This is a genomic window from Myxococcus stipitatus DSM 14675 (assembly GCF_000331735.1).
GTDB lineage: Bacteria > Myxococcota > Myxococcia > Myxococcales > Myxococcaceae > Myxococcus > Myxococcus stipitatus.
In genome coordinates, this window is record NC_020126.1 from 8,585,709 (window position 1) to 8,601,823 (window position 16,115).

13 protein-coding genes are annotated in these 16,115 nt (G+C 69.7%); 7 read left to right on the forward strand and 6 right to left on the reverse strand.

Features of this window, described 5'->3' with window-relative positions:
* Nucleotides 1-9: 9 nt before the first annotated feature.
* Nucleotides 10-2,220: a S9 family peptidase gene (locus MYSTI_RS33070; RefSeq protein WP_015352192.1), complete on the reverse strand. Its 2,211-nt coding sequence runs from the start codon at nt 2,218-2,220 to the stop codon at nt 10-12.
* Nucleotides 2,221-2,336: 116 nt separating this feature from the next.
* On the opposite strand from MYSTI_RS33070, the gene MYSTI_RS33075 reads away from it, so the two are divergent.
* Nucleotides 2,337-3,113, forward strand: a complete 777-nt coding sequence (locus MYSTI_RS33075; protein WP_015352193.1) for a UPF0489 family protein — start codon at nt 2,337-2,339, stop codon at nt 3,111-3,113.
* A 5-nt stretch (nt 3,114-3,118) separates the two neighbouring features.
* Here the strand turns inward: MYSTI_RS33075 and MYSTI_RS33080 are convergent, their stop codons facing one another.
* The gene (locus MYSTI_RS33080) at nt 3,119-4,933 is read right to left on the reverse strand and encodes a BamA/TamA family outer membrane protein (RefSeq protein ID WP_015352194.1); all 1,815 of its coding nucleotides are present in this window, start codon (nt 4,931-4,933) and stop codon (nt 3,119-3,121) included.
* A 34-nt stretch (nt 4,934-4,967) separates the two neighbouring features.
* A complete protein-coding gene (locus MYSTI_RS33085) occupies nt 4,968-6,161 on the reverse strand; it encodes an MFS transporter (protein ID WP_233278036.1) in 1,194 nt (397 codons plus the stop codon).
* Between the two features lie 88 nt (nt 6,162-6,249).
* Here MYSTI_RS33085 and MYSTI_RS33090 point away from each other — a divergent pair, with 88 nt between their 5' ends.
* Both MYSTI_RS33090 and MYSTI_RS33095 read left to right on the forward strand, forming a co-directional pair.
* On the forward strand, nt 6,250-6,714 hold the full coding sequence (locus MYSTI_RS33090) for a winged helix-turn-helix transcriptional regulator (RefSeq protein ID WP_015352196.1): 465 nt from the start codon (nt 6,250-6,252) through the stop codon (nt 6,712-6,714).
* A gap of 169 nt (nt 6,715-6,883) precedes the next feature.
* Nucleotides 6,884-7,813 carry a sulfotransferase domain-containing protein gene (locus tag MYSTI_RS33095; protein ID WP_015352197.1) on the forward strand — a complete coding sequence of 310 codons (930 nt, stop codon included), beginning with the start codon at nt 6,884-6,886 and terminating at the stop codon, nt 7,811-7,813.
* Here the strand turns inward: MYSTI_RS33095 and MYSTI_RS33100 are convergent.
* Nucleotides 7,810-8,256: an OsmC family protein gene (locus tag MYSTI_RS33100; RefSeq protein WP_015352198.1), complete on the reverse strand. Its 447-nt coding sequence runs from the start codon at nt 8,254-8,256 to the stop codon at nt 7,810-7,812. The genes MYSTI_RS33095 and MYSTI_RS33100 overlap by 4 nt on opposite strands.
* A gap of 39 nt (nt 8,257-8,295) precedes the next feature.
* The gene (locus MYSTI_RS33105) at nt 8,296-9,159 is read right to left on the reverse strand and encodes a cobalamin-binding protein (RefSeq protein WP_015352199.1); all 864 of its coding nucleotides are present in this window, start codon (nt 9,157-9,159) and stop codon (nt 8,296-8,298) included.
* A 315-nt stretch (nt 9,160-9,474) separates the two neighbouring features.
* Here MYSTI_RS33105 and MYSTI_RS33110 point away from each other — a divergent pair, with 315 nt between their 5' ends.
* From MYSTI_RS33110 to MYSTI_RS33125, 4 genes are all read left to right on the forward strand, one after another.
* Nucleotides 9,475-11,091 carry a serine/threonine protein kinase gene (locus MYSTI_RS33110; RefSeq protein ID WP_015352200.1) on the forward strand — a complete coding sequence of 539 codons (1,617 nt, stop codon included), beginning with the start codon at nt 9,475-9,477 and terminating at the stop codon, nt 11,089-11,091.
* Nucleotides 11,091-13,601, forward strand: coding sequence for a TonB-dependent receptor domain-containing protein (locus MYSTI_RS33115; RefSeq protein WP_015352201.1), 2,511 nt, complete (start codon nt 11,091-11,093; stop codon nt 13,599-13,601). Before MYSTI_RS33110 ends, MYSTI_RS33115 begins: the two co-directional genes overlap by 1 nt.
* Nucleotides 13,598-14,839 carry a hypothetical protein gene (locus MYSTI_RS33120; protein ID WP_015352202.1) on the forward strand — a complete coding sequence of 414 codons (1,242 nt, stop codon included), beginning with the start codon at nt 13,598-13,600 and terminating at the stop codon, nt 14,837-14,839. Before MYSTI_RS33115 ends, MYSTI_RS33120 begins: the two co-directional genes overlap by 4 nt.
* Before the next feature lie 141 nt (nt 14,840-14,980).
* Complete coding sequence (locus MYSTI_RS33125) at nt 14,981-15,463, forward strand: response regulator (RefSeq protein WP_015352203.1); 483 nt, start codon at nt 14,981-14,983, stop codon at nt 15,461-15,463.
* Nucleotides 15,464-15,485: 22 nt separating this feature from the next.
* Here MYSTI_RS33125 and MYSTI_RS33130 read toward each other — a convergent pair whose 3' ends face one another.
* Nucleotides 15,486-16,112 carry a protein-methionine-sulfoxide reductase heme-binding subunit MsrQ gene (locus tag MYSTI_RS33130; RefSeq protein ID WP_015352204.1) on the reverse strand — a complete coding sequence of 209 codons (627 nt, stop codon included), beginning with the start codon at nt 16,110-16,112 and terminating at the stop codon, nt 15,486-15,488.
* Between the last annotated feature and the right edge of the window lie 3 nt (nt 16,113-16,115).

Below are 16,115 nucleotides of genomic sequence, written 5' to 3' on the forward strand. Positions count from 1 at the left end.
CCTGAGCGGTTACAGGTTCTTCTTGAAGTGGTTCATCACGGTCTCCCACTGGCGCTCCTTCACCACCGGGTCGGGGACCATGTGCGTCAGGCCGCTGAGCGGCAAGAGCTCGTGCGGCTTGCCCGCGCGGAAGAGCGCGTCGCTGAGCTTGAGCGTGTGGAAGAAGTAGACGTTGTCATCCGCGGTGCCGTGGATGAGCAGCAGCTTGCCGATGGGCGCGTCCTTCTTCGCGTACGTGAGCAGGGAGCTCTTCTCGTACGCCTCGGGGTTCTCCTGGGGCACGCCCAGGTAGCGCTCGGTGTAGTGCGTGTCGTAGTCCAGCCAGTCCACCACGGGGGCGCCGGCGACGGACGCCTTGAAGACGTCCGGGCGCTTGAGGGCGGCGAGCGCGGCCATGTAGCCACCGAAGCTCCAGCCCTGGATGCCCACGCGCTTGATGTCGACCTCGGGCATCACCCGGGCCAGCTCCTGGATGGCCTCCGCCTGGTCATCCAGCGTGGCGGTGACGAAGTCGAACTTCACCGCGCGCTCCCAGTCGTGGCCGCGCAGCGGCGTGCCGCGTCCGTCGAACTTCACGACGAGGAAGCCCTGGTCCGCCATCCACTGCGCCATGAGGTGCGCCGTCATGCTGTGGTGCACGACGGTGGTGGTGGGGCCGCCGTACACCTCGACGATGACGGGCAGCTTCTTGCCGGGCTTGAAGTCGCGCGGGCGGGTGATGGAGGCCCAGAAGCCCTTGGAGCCCACCTGGCGCAGCTCGGTGTTGGGGATGAAGGGCGGCTCCTGCGCCACCTCCGGCAGCTCACCCAGGCGCGTGCCGTCCGCGCGCAGAATCTGGGTCTTGCTCATGCTCTTCAAGCTGGAGGTGTTGACGACGAGCACCCCACCCTCGCTGGAGGCGTAGCCCGTCTCGATGCCCTCCGCCTTGCTGCCCGTCGCACGCTCCGGCGCGCCGCCGTCCTTCACGCGCCACAGGGCGCTCTGCGTGGGGTTGGGGCCGCCGGTGAAGTACAGCGTGCGGTCCTTCTGGACGAAGCGGGCGAGGCCGCGGAAGCCCGCGTCCGGCTTCACCAGGCTGCGCTCCAGCGAGCCGTCCGCCTTGCGCAGCTCGACCTCGGGGCCGCCGTTGCGCTCGGTGTACCAGAGGAAGCCCGCGCCATCGTCCAGCCACAGCGGGAAGTCCTGCTCCAGGTTGAGCCACGCCGAGTCCTTCTCCACCAGCAGCTCGCGCGACTTGCCGGTGGCGGGGTCCACGGCGAGCAGCTGCTGCTCGGTCTGCTGGCGGTTCTGCACCAGCACGGTGAGCGGCCCGCCCTTGGGCCACGTCACGGTGGCCAGGTACGGGTACTTCGCCACGTCCCACTTCACCCACGTCGTCTTGCCGCCGGTGACAGGGGTGACGCCCAGGCGCACCTTCGCGTTGGCCTTGCCGGGGCGCGGATAGGCGAACACCTCGCCGCCGCGCTCGGGGTGCATCACGTCGACGATGGTGAGCTTCTCCACCTCGGACGTGTCCGACTCCGTGTACGCGACGTGCTTGCCGTCCGGGCTCCACCAGTAGCCGGAGAAGCGGCCCATCTCCTCCTGGGCGACGAACTCGGCCACGCCGTTGGACTTCGCGTCGGAGCCGCCCTTGGTGACTCGCTGCTCCTTGTTGCCGTCCACGCTGATTCGGTAGACGTCATTGTCGCGGACGTAGGCGACCTGCTTGCCGTCCTTGGAGAAGCGCGGGTCCAGCACGCCGGCGCCCGTCTTGAGCTCCGTCACCTTGCCCGAGGCGCGCTCCACCACGTAGAGGCGGCCGGACAGGGGGACGAGCAGGCGCGAGCCGTCCTCGGAAATCTGGTACGTCGTGAAGCCTCGGGCGCTGACGCGCATGCGCTCGCGGCGGGCCTTCTCCTCGGGGGTGAGGGTCTCCTCGGAGCCCTTGAGGATGGCCTCGGGGGTCAGGACCTCCTTCGTCTGCCCCGTCGCCACGTCGAACGCGTAGAGCGTCTGCACGTTGGAGGTGGCGGCCGTGCGCAGGAAGAGGACCTGCTTCTCGTCGGGGGTGACCTTCACTCCGACGGGACGGCCGCTCGAGAAGTTACGCGTCTCCGCGAGCTGGCGGAGGAAGGTGTCTTGGGTTCGCTCCGTGGGGGACATGAGGAGGGGCTTTACTTCCTGGGCGAAGGCAGGCGCGCTCACGAACAGGAGCGCGGCGGTAAGGACCTGGCGCATGCGTCGTTGAAATCCCGCGGGAAGCGGGCTCCTTTCACGGAAAGGTGCGGAGCAGCCTACACTCGGCCGCCGCGCAAGCTGAGCAAACGCGCGAGCGCCGTGAGGATTCCCGAGGGATGAAGAACGACCACAACGCCCTGCGCCATCTGCGGCTCGCGGGAGTCATCCGATTGGGACTGGGGGGCGGCCGAGGCCCCACGGACGCCTACGTGTTCGACCCTCACCGGCTGGCGCTCCCCGCCTGGGTGCTCGCACTGGAGGCGGTGGGAGCGCCCGCCCTGCTGGTGACACTCGACCGCCACCTGGACGTGGTGGTGCCCGAGCGCCCGGCGGCCGTGCCGGATGTCTCGGCGGGGCTCAGGGCCCTGGACGAGCACGCTCGGTGGGAGCTGGATGTGCGCAACTACGACCACATCCTCGCGGCGATGGAGGCGGGGATTGTCGGGGACGCCTTGTTGATTGCACGCACGCGGCCTCGCGGCGCCTTCGCGGGAGACACGTACGTGGACACCCGAGGCCGCCCGCACCGGCTCGTCACGGTGTCCACGGTGGACCGCGCCGCGGAGGCGTGGAACCACCCCGCTCCCGGCGACGCGGTGCGCGAGGTGCTGGAGAAGGCGGAGCGGGTGCTGCTCGACGTGGACCTGGACTGCTTCACGTCGCTGAGCGACGCGGACCCGACGACGGTGCTGCCCTGGCCTCGCGCCATCATCCGCGAGTTCCTGCTGCCGGAAGGCTCCGAGCCCTTCTGGGACGCAGTGCTGGAGAAGACGGTGGCGCTGACGCTCGCGCGCGAGCCGCATCACTGCGGCGGACTGCTCGCGGGAGGCGCGCTGTTCCAGGACGCGGCGGAGGTGCTGTTCCGGGAGCTGTTGCGCGTCGAGCCCCCGTGACGTGACTACAGGGGCGAGTCGAGGAAGCCCGGCCGCAGGTCCGTGAGCTGGCCGCCCGCGAACGAGAACCGGCTGCCGATGGGCGGGCGGTCTCCGTTGAGCACGTAGCCGAAGTCGAGGCGGAAGGGCACGACGTTGAACTGCGGGAACAACACGCGCAAGCCCACGCCCACCGACGTCACCATGTCGGGCCTGTCGTTGAACGCGCTGCCCGAGTCGACGAAGAGCACGCCGCCCACGTGCACGGTTTTGATGACCACGGGCGCGGTGCGGTACTCCACGTTCACCAGCAGCATCCGCTTGCCGGAGTACTCATCCGCCGGTGCGCCGCGCAGGCCGTTGCCACCGCCGAGCAAGGTGACGCGGTCGAACAAGTCGTCGATGTTCACATCCAACAACCCACGCGCCACGAAGCGTCCGCCCAGCACCTTGGGCGACACCTGCATCAGCTCCGCGGCCCAGTGGCGGTTGTTCCACTCCGCGCCCTCCCCCAGCTGTCGCCGGATGGCCCCCGCCGCGGACACGGTGGTGAGCGCCTCGCCCCATCGCCAGCGGTAGCGCGCGGCGAGCCCCGCCTCCGCGAAGTGGGCATCGTCCCGGAACACGGGCGGCGCGTAGCGCACCGTCGCGGAGACCCAGTGCCCCATCTGGTAGTCCTCGGAGAGGACATACGAGTCCACGTCGCGCAGCACCTCGTACCGCGCCTCGAACGCGCGCAGGGCCAGCAGGACGTAGCCCGCGTCCTCCGCGCGAGGCAGGTAGTTGCGACGGAACCAGTCGACCTGGGCCTCGCTCAGCATCGACGACGAGGGCGGGTTGTAGGCGTAGTGGTACGCGCCCACGCCACCACTCACGTTCCATTTGTAGCGGAGCCCCAGCGAGCGCGTGTACGCGGCCGAGCCCGCCACCTCCTCCGTCCGATACACATACGGCACGGGCTCGCCGTCGGGGAACGGGAGCTCCCAGATGTCCGCGCCCCGGTAGACGCGATTGGTCTCCACGTTCCACGCGACGGACGTGGACATGCTCCACGGCGTGGAGAGCGAGAAGAGCGGACGGCTGACGGAGAGGCTTCCGCGAGAGCCTTCGGCCTTGCCACTCTCGCGGCCGATGATGACGGCGGCGGACTCCGTCAATGCCCACCGACTGCCGAACAGCCGAGGGTCCGTGAAGCTCTGCCCGAAGCTCAACGTGTCCAGGCGAAGGGTGAAGTCCAGCGCCAGCTTCTTGCCTCGGCCCAGGAGGTTCTGCTCGGTGCCTTGCAGCCGCAGGTACTGCAGCAGCGAGCCCACCGCGGAGAAGTCGCTGTTGAGCCGCAGCGACCACAGGTCCTTCGTGACGACCAGCAGCGTCACCGTCCCAGGTGTCTTCCCCTTCAGCGGAACCACACGCACGACGGAGAAGAGACGAAGCCCCCGCAGGTTGCGCGCCGTCTCGTCGGCCAGCTGCAAGGAATAGGGCTGCCCCTCGGCGAGCAACACCTCGCGACGGACGACCTCCTCGCGCGTGCGCACGTGGAAGAGGTTGAGGAAGTTCGGATACGGGTCGCTCTCCGCCACCACCTCCTCGGTGTCGATGAGCACCTCCGTCAGCACCTGACCCTCGGGCGCCGGCTCCAACGTGCGGCCGTGACGGGCCAGCGACTCGGCGATGAGCGCTTCCTCGTAATGTCCCTGGGAGAGCGCCGGCGCGGTCTCTTCGCCAGGCGCTTGTGAGGAAGGCGCCGCGACCACCGGGGCGGGTGTCCCCGAAGCGGGCTCCGCCTGCGACGGCGTCAGTGCGAGAGGAACGACGATGAAGGCCAGCAGGGAGAGGGCCACGCCGCCATCCTGGCATGCGCGGCCTTCCCGGTAATCATCTTCTCCGCGAGAAGGCCCAGAACCCCAGGGCCACCGCCGACAAGGCCGCGCCTTGAATGCTCACCCCCGTCCATCCCCACTTCGAGAAGACCACCGTCGACGCGAGTGAGCCCGCGCCGCTGCCGAGCGAATAGAACATCATGTAGCCCGCGACCAATCGGCTCCGAGCCTCGGGGCGCACCGCGTACAGCTCGCTCTGCCCCGTGACATGCAGGGCCTGGATGGCCAGGTCCAACGTGATGATGCCCAGGCCCAGCGCCCCCAGGGACGACGCCGCCCAGCCGATGGGCACCCACGACACCAGCAACAGCACGAGCGCGGCGGTGGTCGTCGCGTTCCCCAGCCCTCGGTCCGCCAGCCTCCCCGCACGCGAGGCCGCCAGCGCTCCCGCAACCCCCGCGAGGCCGAACAGCCCGACCTCCGAGTGCGACAGCGAATGTGGTGGAGCCCCGAGCAACAACACCAGCGGCGTCCACAGCGTGGTGAGCGAAGCGAACGTCAACAGCGCGAGCACCGCGCGCACCCGCAGCTCGCGCTCCTCCACGAACAAGGTGAGCACGGAGCGCAAGAGCTGGGGATAGGTCAGCCCGCGCTGAACCCGCTCGCGAGGCAGGACACGGAAGAGGGCCACGGCCACCGCCAGCGTCGCCACCGCGGAGACGCCATACACCGCGCGCCATCCCGCGAAGTCCGACACGAAGCCCGCCACCGTGCGCGCGGAGAGGATGCCCAGCACCACGCCGCTCGTCACCGTGCCGACCACCCGGCCCCGCTCGGCGGGTGTCGCGAGCGTCGCGGAGAACGCCACCAGCACCTGCGTCACGACGGCGAACAACCCCACCGCCGCCATGCCCGTCAGCAGCACCGTCACCGTGGGCGCCAACGCCACCACCCCGAGCGCCACCACTGACAACGACATCTGCGAGGTGACCAGCCGCCGCCGCTCCACCAGGTCCCCCAGCGGCACCACCAGCAGCAGCCCCAGGCCGTACCCCACCTGCGTCACCGTCACGACGATGCCCACCGTGGCCTCGCGCAGCCCCAGCTCCGCCGCCATCGCATCCAGCAGCGGCTGCGCGTAGTACACGTTGGCCACCGCCAGCCCGCACGCCACCGCGAGCAGGAAGGTGACGGCCCGCGACAACCCGCCCACCTGCGCTCCCATCGCCTGCTCCGCTCGCACGTCCACCCGCCCTTCGCCTGGTTTCAAAACGAAACCAATGCGGGCGAAGTAATGAGGATGGTTTAAGATTGCAACCAAAGCCACGGAGGACGGCATGGGGAAGACGACGCGCCAGGGCGAGTGCCCCGTCGGGCGGGCGGTGGACGTGTTCGGCGATGAGTGGTCGCTGCTCATCGTCCGCGACGTGTTCGACGGCCTGCGCCGCTTCGGCGAGCTCCAGAAGAGCCTGGGCATGGCCAAGAACATCCTCGCGTCCAGGCTGCGCAAGCTCGTCGAGCACGGCCTCCTGGAGATGGTGCCCGCGTCCGACGGGAGCGCGTTCCACGAGTACGCCCTGACGACCAAGGGCCAGGACCTGTTCCGGGTCATCGTGGCGATACGGCAGTGGGGAGAGGCGCACTGCTTCAAGCCCGACGAGCCCCACTCCGTCCTCGTGGACACCGAGAGCGGGCGCCCGGTCCCTCGGATGGAGCTGCGCGCGAAGGACGGCCGGCGCATCGACTCCACGGACGCCGTGGTGAAGAAGGTCTCCGAGCAGAAGTCCCGCGCGAAGCGGTGAGCCCCCGCGACACCATCCGTTGTCCACTCAACCCCGCGCGTGGCGCGGCTCACCTTTCCCTATTGGCCTCGGGTGCCATGCCCGTGAGGGCGGGCCCGGGAGGTGATCTCATCCCGGGTCCCCGGATGGACCTCCATGCCCTCGGAGGTCTCCGCACGAGAGGGAAGCCATGGCCCGCGCAGAAGCCCTTCGCAGTCAGCCGTCACCTCGCCTGCCCGACTCCATCCAGAAAATCCTGGCGCTGCCCGCGCAAGACGGACGCGTCTTCGCCCCCGCCGACATCCGCGTGGAGCCGAGCGATGTCTTCGTCGCGTCGTTCCCCAAGTGCGGCACGACGTGGATGCAGCAAATCGTCCACGGGCTGCGCACGGGCGGCTCCATGGACTTCGAGGAGATCTCCCTCGTCATCCCCTGGCTGGAGTTCCCGCAGCTCTCGGGCGTCGACGTCGGCGGCCCCCAGGTCGCACGTCCCCGCGCCTTCAAGTCCCACCTGCGCTGGGAGGTGATTCCCAAGGGCGGCCGGTACCTCTACATCACGCGCGCGCCGGCGGATGCGCTCGTGTCCTTCTACCACTTCCTCGAAGGCTGGATGTTCGAGCCCGGCGCCTACAGCGTGGCGGACATCTACGAGGGCGTCTTCCTGAACGAGCTGCTCTTCGGCAACTACTGGACGCACCTGCGCTCCTGGTGGCAGGTGCGCGAGCGCGACGACGTGCTCCTCATGACCTACGAGGACCTGATTGAGGACCTGGAGGGCGCCGTCCGCCGCATCGGGGGATTCATGGGGCTGGACGTGGATGACGCCCTGGCCGCGAAGGTGACGCATCAGGCCTCCTTCGGGTTCATGCACGCGCACCAGGGACAGTTCGATGACCACCCCACGACGGTGGCCCTCAACGCGCTCGCCGGGCTGCCCCTCGAGGTCCGCACCACCAAGGTCCGCACCGGCCGCGTCGGCGACTCGGCGCGGCTGCCCGCCTCCATCCACGCGGCGCTCGAGGCCGCATGGAAGGAGGACATCGAAGGACCGCTCGGCATCCCCAGCTATGCCCGGCTGAGGCAATTGCTGAACGAGTCCCGCGACTGTGCCAGCGACTAAGCCGGCAGCACTTCGATGGTCGGCTCCATCACCACCTCGGCGGTGATGCTCTGCCCGATGAAGCAGTACTTGTGCGCCTTGAAGAACATCTCGCGCACCTTCTCCACATCCGTCCCCGGCGCCACGCGGATGACGGGCGCCAGGCGGACCTTCGTCACCCGCTTCACCTTGTCCACCGCCTCCAGAATCACCGTCACCGCGTCGTCGTAGTCGCGCACGTCCAGCCGCAGCTTCTTCGCCAGCGCCAGGAACGTCAGCAGGTGGCACTGCGCCAGCGAGGCGCCCAGCAGGTCCTCCGGATTCCAGCGGGCGCCATCCCCGCCGTACCCCGTCCCCGCGCTCAACAGCAGGTCCGGCTTGCCGTCCGCACCCGCCGCCGCGTCGCGGCTGTACTCGCCCGCGGTGGAGCCTTGCCACTTGAGCCGCAATGGAAACCCTTCCACGTCACACCTCCCGACGACGTTCTGTAGCCATCCGCGCCCTCAGGCGCCACGCAAGTCGGCGCCCTTGGGCACCGGGAGCTTCTCGCCTCGCGCAATCGCCGCGACGATGCGCGCCAGCTTCTCCACGCCGTCGGACAGCGCCGCGGGCCCCGGCTGGAGGATGAGGCTGCTCTTCACCTCGTAGAGCTGGTCGTCCACCACCGCGCGCACCTGGGCCCAGCCCGGCCGCGACGCAATCTTGTCCCGCTTCGCCTTGCGGCCACACCAGCTCGCGATGACACCGTCGGGGTTCCTGCGCGCGACCTCCTCCGGCTCGAAGATGCGGCCCTTGGCCCCTTGGGACGCACGCGACTCGCGGCAGATGTCCTCGCCTCCCACCACCTCCACCAACTCCGAGCACCAGCGGATGCCGGAGATGAGCGGCTCATGCCACTCCTCGAAGAAGATGCGCGGCCTGCGGGGCAGCGACTGCGCCGCGTCCGAGTGCCGCTCCAGGTTCGCCGTCAGCTCGTCCGCCAGCGTCTCCGCCGCCTCCGCCCGCCCCACCAGCGCCCCAATCAGCCGCACCGTCTGGAGGATCTCCGCCAGCGAGCGCTGGTTGAACAGGTACACGGGCACGCCCCGCTTGCACAGCTCGCGGCCCAGGTCCGCCTGCAGGTCGGAGAACCCCAGGACCAGATCCGGCTTCAGCTCCAGGATGCGCTCGAAGTTCGCGTCCAGGAACGACGACACCCGGGGCTTCTTGCGCGCCTCGGGTGGCCGCACCGTGAAGCCCGACACCCCCACCACCAGCTCGCCTGCCCCGATGCGGTAGAGCACCTCCGTCGTCTCCTCCGTCATGCACACCACCCGGCGGGGGTACGGTGGCGCGGAGGAAAGCAACTCGGTCAGGTGGACGTTCATGCCCCTCACCCTAACCCGCGCCCCCCCGTCCCGGGCCCGACTCGTGAGGTGCGCCCCCTCACCCAGGGCCCCCTCTGTCGAACCCCCACTCACACTCCGAGTCGCTCAGGCCCGAGGCCATCCGTCCGCGTTGTCGCGGGCCCTGCTCGCTCGCTTGTCCAGTGTTCGACTTTGGGCCTCCCAGGCCGGATTGTCGGCCTTTGATGCACTGCGCCAACCCGGCGGGTTGCTTGGGAGGTGGACGAATCGAGTGTTAGCATCCGGGCGCATGTACGACCGGAGTGTCCTGTGCCTTCCCGGTCGGCGGGGGCAGACATGATCGAAAGCAACGCCCCGACGAATGGCGCCCCACCCGAGATGGTGGACCCGCTCTTGGGCCGGGTCCTCAACGAACGCTTCCGCATCCTGGAGACCCTGGGTGCCGGAGGCATGGGCCGCGTCTACAAGGCCGTGCAGGCACCGCTGGACCGTCTCGTCGCGCTGAAGGTCCTCAACCCTCACTACAACGACGAGGGCAAGGACCCGGGCTTCCAGAAGCGCTTCTTCCTGGAGGCCAGCGTCACCGCGAAGCTGCGCCACCCCAACACCGTCACCGTCATCGACTACGGCAAGACGGACGACGGCATCTACTACATCGCGATGGAGTACCTGGACGGGCTCACGCTCAGCCAGCTGCTCACGCAGGTGGGGCCGCTGCCGTGGGCACGCGCGCTCAACATCACGCAGCAGGTGGCGCGCTCGCTGCGCGAGGCGCACAAGGTCGGCCTCATCCACCGCGACCTCAAGCCCGCCAACGTCATGGTCCTCAACCAGGAGACGGACCACGACATCGTCAAGGTGCTCGACTTCGGCCTGGTGAAGTCCTTCATCGGCGAAGCCGACATCCAGGACACCTCGCTCACCCAGGCCGGCATCATCCTGGGCTCGCCGCAGTACATGGCGCCGGAGCAGGCACGCAACATCGCCGACCCGCGCAGCGACGTGTACAGCATGGGCGTGGTGCTCTATCAGATGCTGATGGGTCAGCCGCCCTTCCTCGCGGCCCAGAGCATCGACGTCATCGTCAAGCACATCAACGAGCCGCCTCCCGCCTTCGGCGCCATCTGGCCCGAGCACGGCTGCCCCGCGGAAGTCGAAGCGCTGGTGATGAAGTGCCTGGCGAAGCAGCCCGCCGACCGCTACCAGTCCATGGACCACGTGCTGGAGGCCATGCGCCGCCTCGCGCACGCGGTGGGCGTCAGCGGCGTCTTCAGCGGCCCGCGCCTGACGGGCACCGGCAGTGGTCCTCGCAGCGGCCCCATCAACGGGCCCATGGCCTCTGGCGCGCGGTCCGGCCCCAGCACCATGGCGCTGGACATCGCCGTCGAGGAGCCCGCCCCCAAGCCCGCGCGTCGCCTCTGGCCGCTGGCCCTCGTCGGGGGCGTGCTGCTCGTGGGCGGCGGTGGCGCGGCGCTGCTCGCCTCGCGTTCCCCGGAACCCCAGCCCGTGGCCCCCGCCCCGGCGGCCTCCGCGCGGAACCCCACGCAGCCCGCGCCTGCGGACTCCGAGGCGCCCGAGTCCCCCACCAAGGCCCCGCCGCCCGCCACCGCGCTGGGCTCGGATGGCGACGAGCTGGCGCTGGCGCCGCTCGTGCCGACCAACGGCCCCACGGTTCAGTTCGTCATCGACAGCGAGCCTGGCGGCGCGCGCGTGCGCTATCGCGGCAAGGACCTGGGCACGACGCCCGTGAACCTCAAGGTGCCTCAGGAGGAGGATGGCACCGCTCGCGCGGAGCTGACCTTCACGCTGGAGGGCTACCAGCCCGCCACCGTGACCGCGGTCGGCTCCGGCAGCGAGAAGCCCTTCCTCCAAAAGCTCAAGAAGAAGTCGAGTCCTCGGCCCACGCGGCCTGCTGCTGACTCGAACGACAAATTCAAGGACAACCCCTACTAGTGAAACACTCCAAAGCCCTTCATCGAGTGTGCCTGCTGGCGCTGTGTCTATGCGCATCGCAGGCCCTGGCGGACGCGCGTCTCGAAGCCCGTCGCCACTTCCGTAACGGCATGAGCCTCATCGCGAAGAAGGAGTACGATGAGGGCGTCGCCGAGTTGGAGCAGGCCTACGCCATCAAGCCGCACCCCAACGTCCTCTACAACATCGCCCGCGCCTACCAGGACGCGGGGCGCACGGAGAAGGCGCTGGATGCGTACCGGCGCTACATGACCAGCAGCCCCGCGGACGCGGCCTCCGTCGAGGCCACCGTCGCCGCGCTGGAGGAGAAGCAGCGCGCGCTGGACGCCGCCGCCGCTCCCGAGGACAAGTCCTCGCTGCCCATGCCGCCCCCGCCGGCCAGCGTCCAGTCGCAGCAGCAGCTGGCCACGCTCCTGGAGCGGCTGGAGAAGGCCATCGAGCGCGCGGAGTCCGTGCCCGCCTCGGGCAGCTCCGCGCCCTCCACGTACGTGCCCAGCGCGCTGCCCCAGCTCGGCGAGTCCTCCAGCGCCGACGACGGCCTGGTCCCCTACGAAGAGCGCGTCGTGACGGCGAGCCGTCGCGCCCAGTCCTCGCTGGAGGCGCCCAACGCCACCACCGTCATCACCGCCGAGGACATCCGCCTGTCGGGCGCGCAGACGCTGCCGGAGTTGCTGCGGCGCGTGCCGGGCGCGGACGTCATGTCGCTGGGTGTCGGCAGCGCCAACGTGTCGCTGCGCGGCTTCAACCAGCGCATCGCCAACAAGGTGCTCGTGCTGGTGGACGGCCGCACCGAGTACCAGGACTTCCTCGGCCTGACGCTGTGGTCCGCCATCCCCATCGGGCTGGATGAAATCGAGCGCATCGAGGTCATCCGCGGCCCGGGCAGCGCGCTGTACGGCGCCAACGCCATGTTGGGCGTCATCAACATCATCACCCAGGCCCCGGGCAGCGGGCCCCGCGCGCGCTTCAACGTCACCGGTGGCACCGGCAACAGCGTGGCGGGCTCGTTCCTCAGCCACGGCAACACGGGCGCGCTGCGCTACCGCGCGTCGGTGGCGTACTCGCAGGCGGACAAGTTCAGCCGTGACTACGGCAGCAACCGCCCGGACATCGTGCTCAGGGACCCGGACCCGGACATCGGCGTGCGCGGCGCGCGCGGCACGCTGTCCGCCGTCTACACCTTCTCCGAGGACAAGCAGGTGGGCCTGTCCGGCGGTGCGTACCGCTTCAACACGGAAATCTATCCGCTGGGCCTCCTGCGCAACTACTACATGGACGGCCTCACCGCGTACGCCAAGGGCGACGTGGAGCTGGGCCCCCTCAAGCTGAAGACGTTCTGGAACCACATCTCCGGCAACGCCGGGCCGCAGTACGAGCCCATCGGTCAGCGCTCGCTGGCGCTGGAGTTGAGCTCCAACCTCTTCAACGCGGAGCTGCTCTTCGCGCGCTCGTTCCAGCTCGCCGGTGAGCACCAGCTCAACGTGGGCGTGGAGGGCCGCCTCAAGCGCGTGGCCTGGAACTACCTGGGCGCGCTGCGCGAGGAGATTCACGCCGCCGCCTTCGTGCAGGACGAGTGGCGTCTGGCCGAGCCGCTCAGCCTCGTCGCCAGCTACCGCGTGGACCGGCACCCGCTGCTCGACAACGGCACGCCGGGCCTGGCGCACTCGCCTCGCGTGTCCGCGCTGTTCCGTCCGTGGGAAGGCCACGCGTTCCGCATCAGCGCGGCCTCCGCCTTCCGCGAGCCCACCTTCCTGGAGAGCTACACGCGCCTGCTCGTCCCCGTGCAGGGCGTCCCCGGCGCCAGCGGCTTGACCACGGGCAACACGTCGCTGCGCCCCGAGCGCCTCACCGCCTTCGAGCTCGGCTGGCGCGGCGAGTTCGCCGAGGTCGGCATGGACTGGGACGTGGCCCTCTACCAGAACCGGGTGAAGGACCTCATCGCCCTGTCCAACTTCGAGCGCCTGCCTCCGGGTGAGTCGTACGACCCGGCCACCGGCAACTACCTCATCGGCCGCTCGCGCTTCGTGAACGAGGACTCCATCTACACCGCGCGCGGCGCGGAGGCCGGCATCACCCTGGCGCCCATCGACGGCCTGGGCGTCAAGGCCAGCTTCGCCTTCCAGACCATCTCCTCCGACCTGGAGGAGAAGGAGGAGTGCGGCCCGTGCAGCCAGGCGCCGCAGCTCAAGCTGTTCGGCGGCGTCACCTACCGCACGCAGACGGACCTGGAGTTCGGCGTGGACGTGGCCTTCACCTCCTCCACCACGTGGATCGAGCGCGAGCCCACGGCCTCGGACCCCACCCGCATCGAGCTCAACTCCAACCCGCTGGGCGCCTACACCATCATCAACGCGCGCGTGGGCTACACGGCCGTGAAGGACGTGGTGGAGGTCGCGCTGACGGGCAGCCAGCTGGGCGGTGCCCACTCTCAACATCCCTTTGGCAACCGCATCGAGCGGCGCGTCTACGCGACGCTGACGGTGACTCCATGAGCCTCTCCTCGTCCTCACCCTGGAAGAAGTCGCTGGGAGGCGTCCTCGCCGCGTCCCTGCTCGTCGCCACCGGCTGCGAGTCCCCCGAGGTGGTCCCCACCGCGGACAAGCAGCAGAGCAGCCAGACCTCCCGCATCGAGGGCACCCTCGTGGTGCAGGCGCGCACGCGCGGCAACGCGGTGGTGTTCCTCTACGACGCGGACCGGCCTCCGCCGCCGCAGGGCACCGGTCGCCCCATCGCGTTCACCATCGTCCCCGCCGAGCAGCTCTTCGGCCCGGCGCTCGCCTCCGACTCGCCCGGGCCCTTCACCGCGCCCTTCGCGTTCAGCCTCGTGGCCAAGGGGCGCTACACGATTCGCGGCTTCATCGACGTGGACAGCTGCCGCAACAGCGGCGCGCAGCCCTGCCATGCCTCGGACTTCAACCCCTGGTACGGCGTCACCAGCGAGCCCAACCTGGGGGACATCGGCGGTGCCGCGGTGGACCTCGGCGCCACGCCGCCCCGGCCCCTCACGCTGGAGGTCGCCGAGGACAAGGAGGGCCGCCTCCACGCCCTCACCAACATCACGGTGAGCTTCTCCCAGGCCACCTCGCAGGTCCCCTTCGACCGGCCCTCGTTCCAGGTCGCGGTGCAGGGCGGCGGCGACGCCACCATCCCCTCGGGCTCGCAGGGCAAGATCCTGCGGCTGACACCCCAGCAGTTCGAGAACGTGGGCCCCGTGGACCAGCGCGGCAAGGCGTTCCTGGTCAGCTACGTGGACCCGGCCCGCGCCGCGCAGCAGGAGGAGAAGCAGCGCGAGGTGTGGCCCCGCGTCGTCGTGCGCAAGCTGGCCGAAGCCACCGGCCTCCTGGAGGACAACGACCTGGACCGCAACGGCGTGCTCGACGCCACCGGCACCGATTACTCGGGTGACGGCCGGCCGGACCTGGTGGTGCTCCGCGCGGGCATCATCACGGACGGGCTCATCCCCCTGCTCACGGATACCGACGGCAAGCCGCGCACGACGCCCGTGCCGGTGTCGGAGCTGATGGTCGGGGTGACGGCCACGGCCCTGGACGCCAGCAATCCCGCCGCGCCTGTCCCGCTGGCGGAGCTGCCCAAGGGGCGCTACTCGGTGGTGTTGATCCAATCCACCGGGCAGACCTGGCGCGTCCCCAACGAGCTGTCGCCCGCGATTGCGCCCGTCCTGGGCACGCAGGGCGTGGAGAGCCAGGCCTTCGTCCTCGAGGTGCCCTGAGGCACTTCGCGTCAGGTGGGGTGTGAGGCGCCCCACACTCGGAAAAATGAGAGGAAGGACGGTGCTTTGACTTCGGCATGTCCTTCCGTCAACATGCCCAGGTCTCCTCGGGGAGACAGCCCCACAGAGGTTGATGATCCGATGAAGGCCGGCACCCTGCCCTCCCCAGAGCCCATCCCCAACCGCACCACGACGGACCCGGCGCGCCCTGTGGGAAGCCGGCCGGCGTCGGGTACCGCGGGCCAGCGGGTCCTCCTGGTGGACGACAGCCGCTCCATCCGGACGCTGCTGAAAATCTACCTCATGGCTCGCAACTTCGAGTTCCTCGAGGCGGAGTCCGCCGAGGAGGGCCTGAAGGTGGCCGAGGCGGAGAGCATCGACCTCATCCTCACCGACTTCCACATGGACGGGATGAACGGGGCCGACTTCGCCGCGCAGATTCGGGCCAACGCCAACCCGAAGCTGGCCAAGGTCCCCATCCTGATGATGACCGGTGACCCGAACGTGGCGGAGGTTCGCGCCCTGGGTCAGAAGGCCGGCATCAGCGCCTTCGTCCGCAAGCCGGTGAGCTGCGCGCAGCTCATGACGCTCGTGGACACCATCCTCCCGCTGCCGCGTAAGTAGTTCCCAGCGGGTCTGCGTCCCCTCACGCCGGGTTCCGGGCCGCCGAAGCGGCGCGGGCCCGGCGTTTTCGCATCGCCTCCCCCACGCGCAAGGCGAACAGCAGGGCCAGCACCGCGCCGTAGAGCAGGGGCTCGGTGAGGTCCTTCTTCACGCGCCACGCGAAGTGCACCACGCCCAGCACCGCGGCCACGTAGGCCAGCCGGTGCAGCCGCTGCCAGCGAGGAAAGCCCAGGCGGCGCACCCACGCGTTCGTCGAGGTGACGGCCAGCGGCACCATCGACATCAGCGCGGCGAAGCCCACGAAGATGAACGGCCGCTCGCCCAGCGACTCCAGCAGCGCGGGCAGCGAGAGCCCCTGGTCCAGCACGACATACGTGAGGGCGTGCGAGCACGCATACGTGAAGGCGAGCAGCCCCAACGTGCGCCGCACGCGCGCGGGCCACGTCCACCCGGTGACGATGCGCAGCGGCGTACACGCCAGGGACGCCACCAACAGCACCAGCGCGATGAGCCCCGTGTCGTTGAGCGAGGCCTCGATGGCGTTGGGGCCCAGCCCGCCCAGCGGCCCCTGCACGGCCATGAGCACCAGCGGCACGAGGCCGCCCACGGTGACTGCGGGATTGAGCCAGGGGTGGGGCGAGGAGGCCATGGT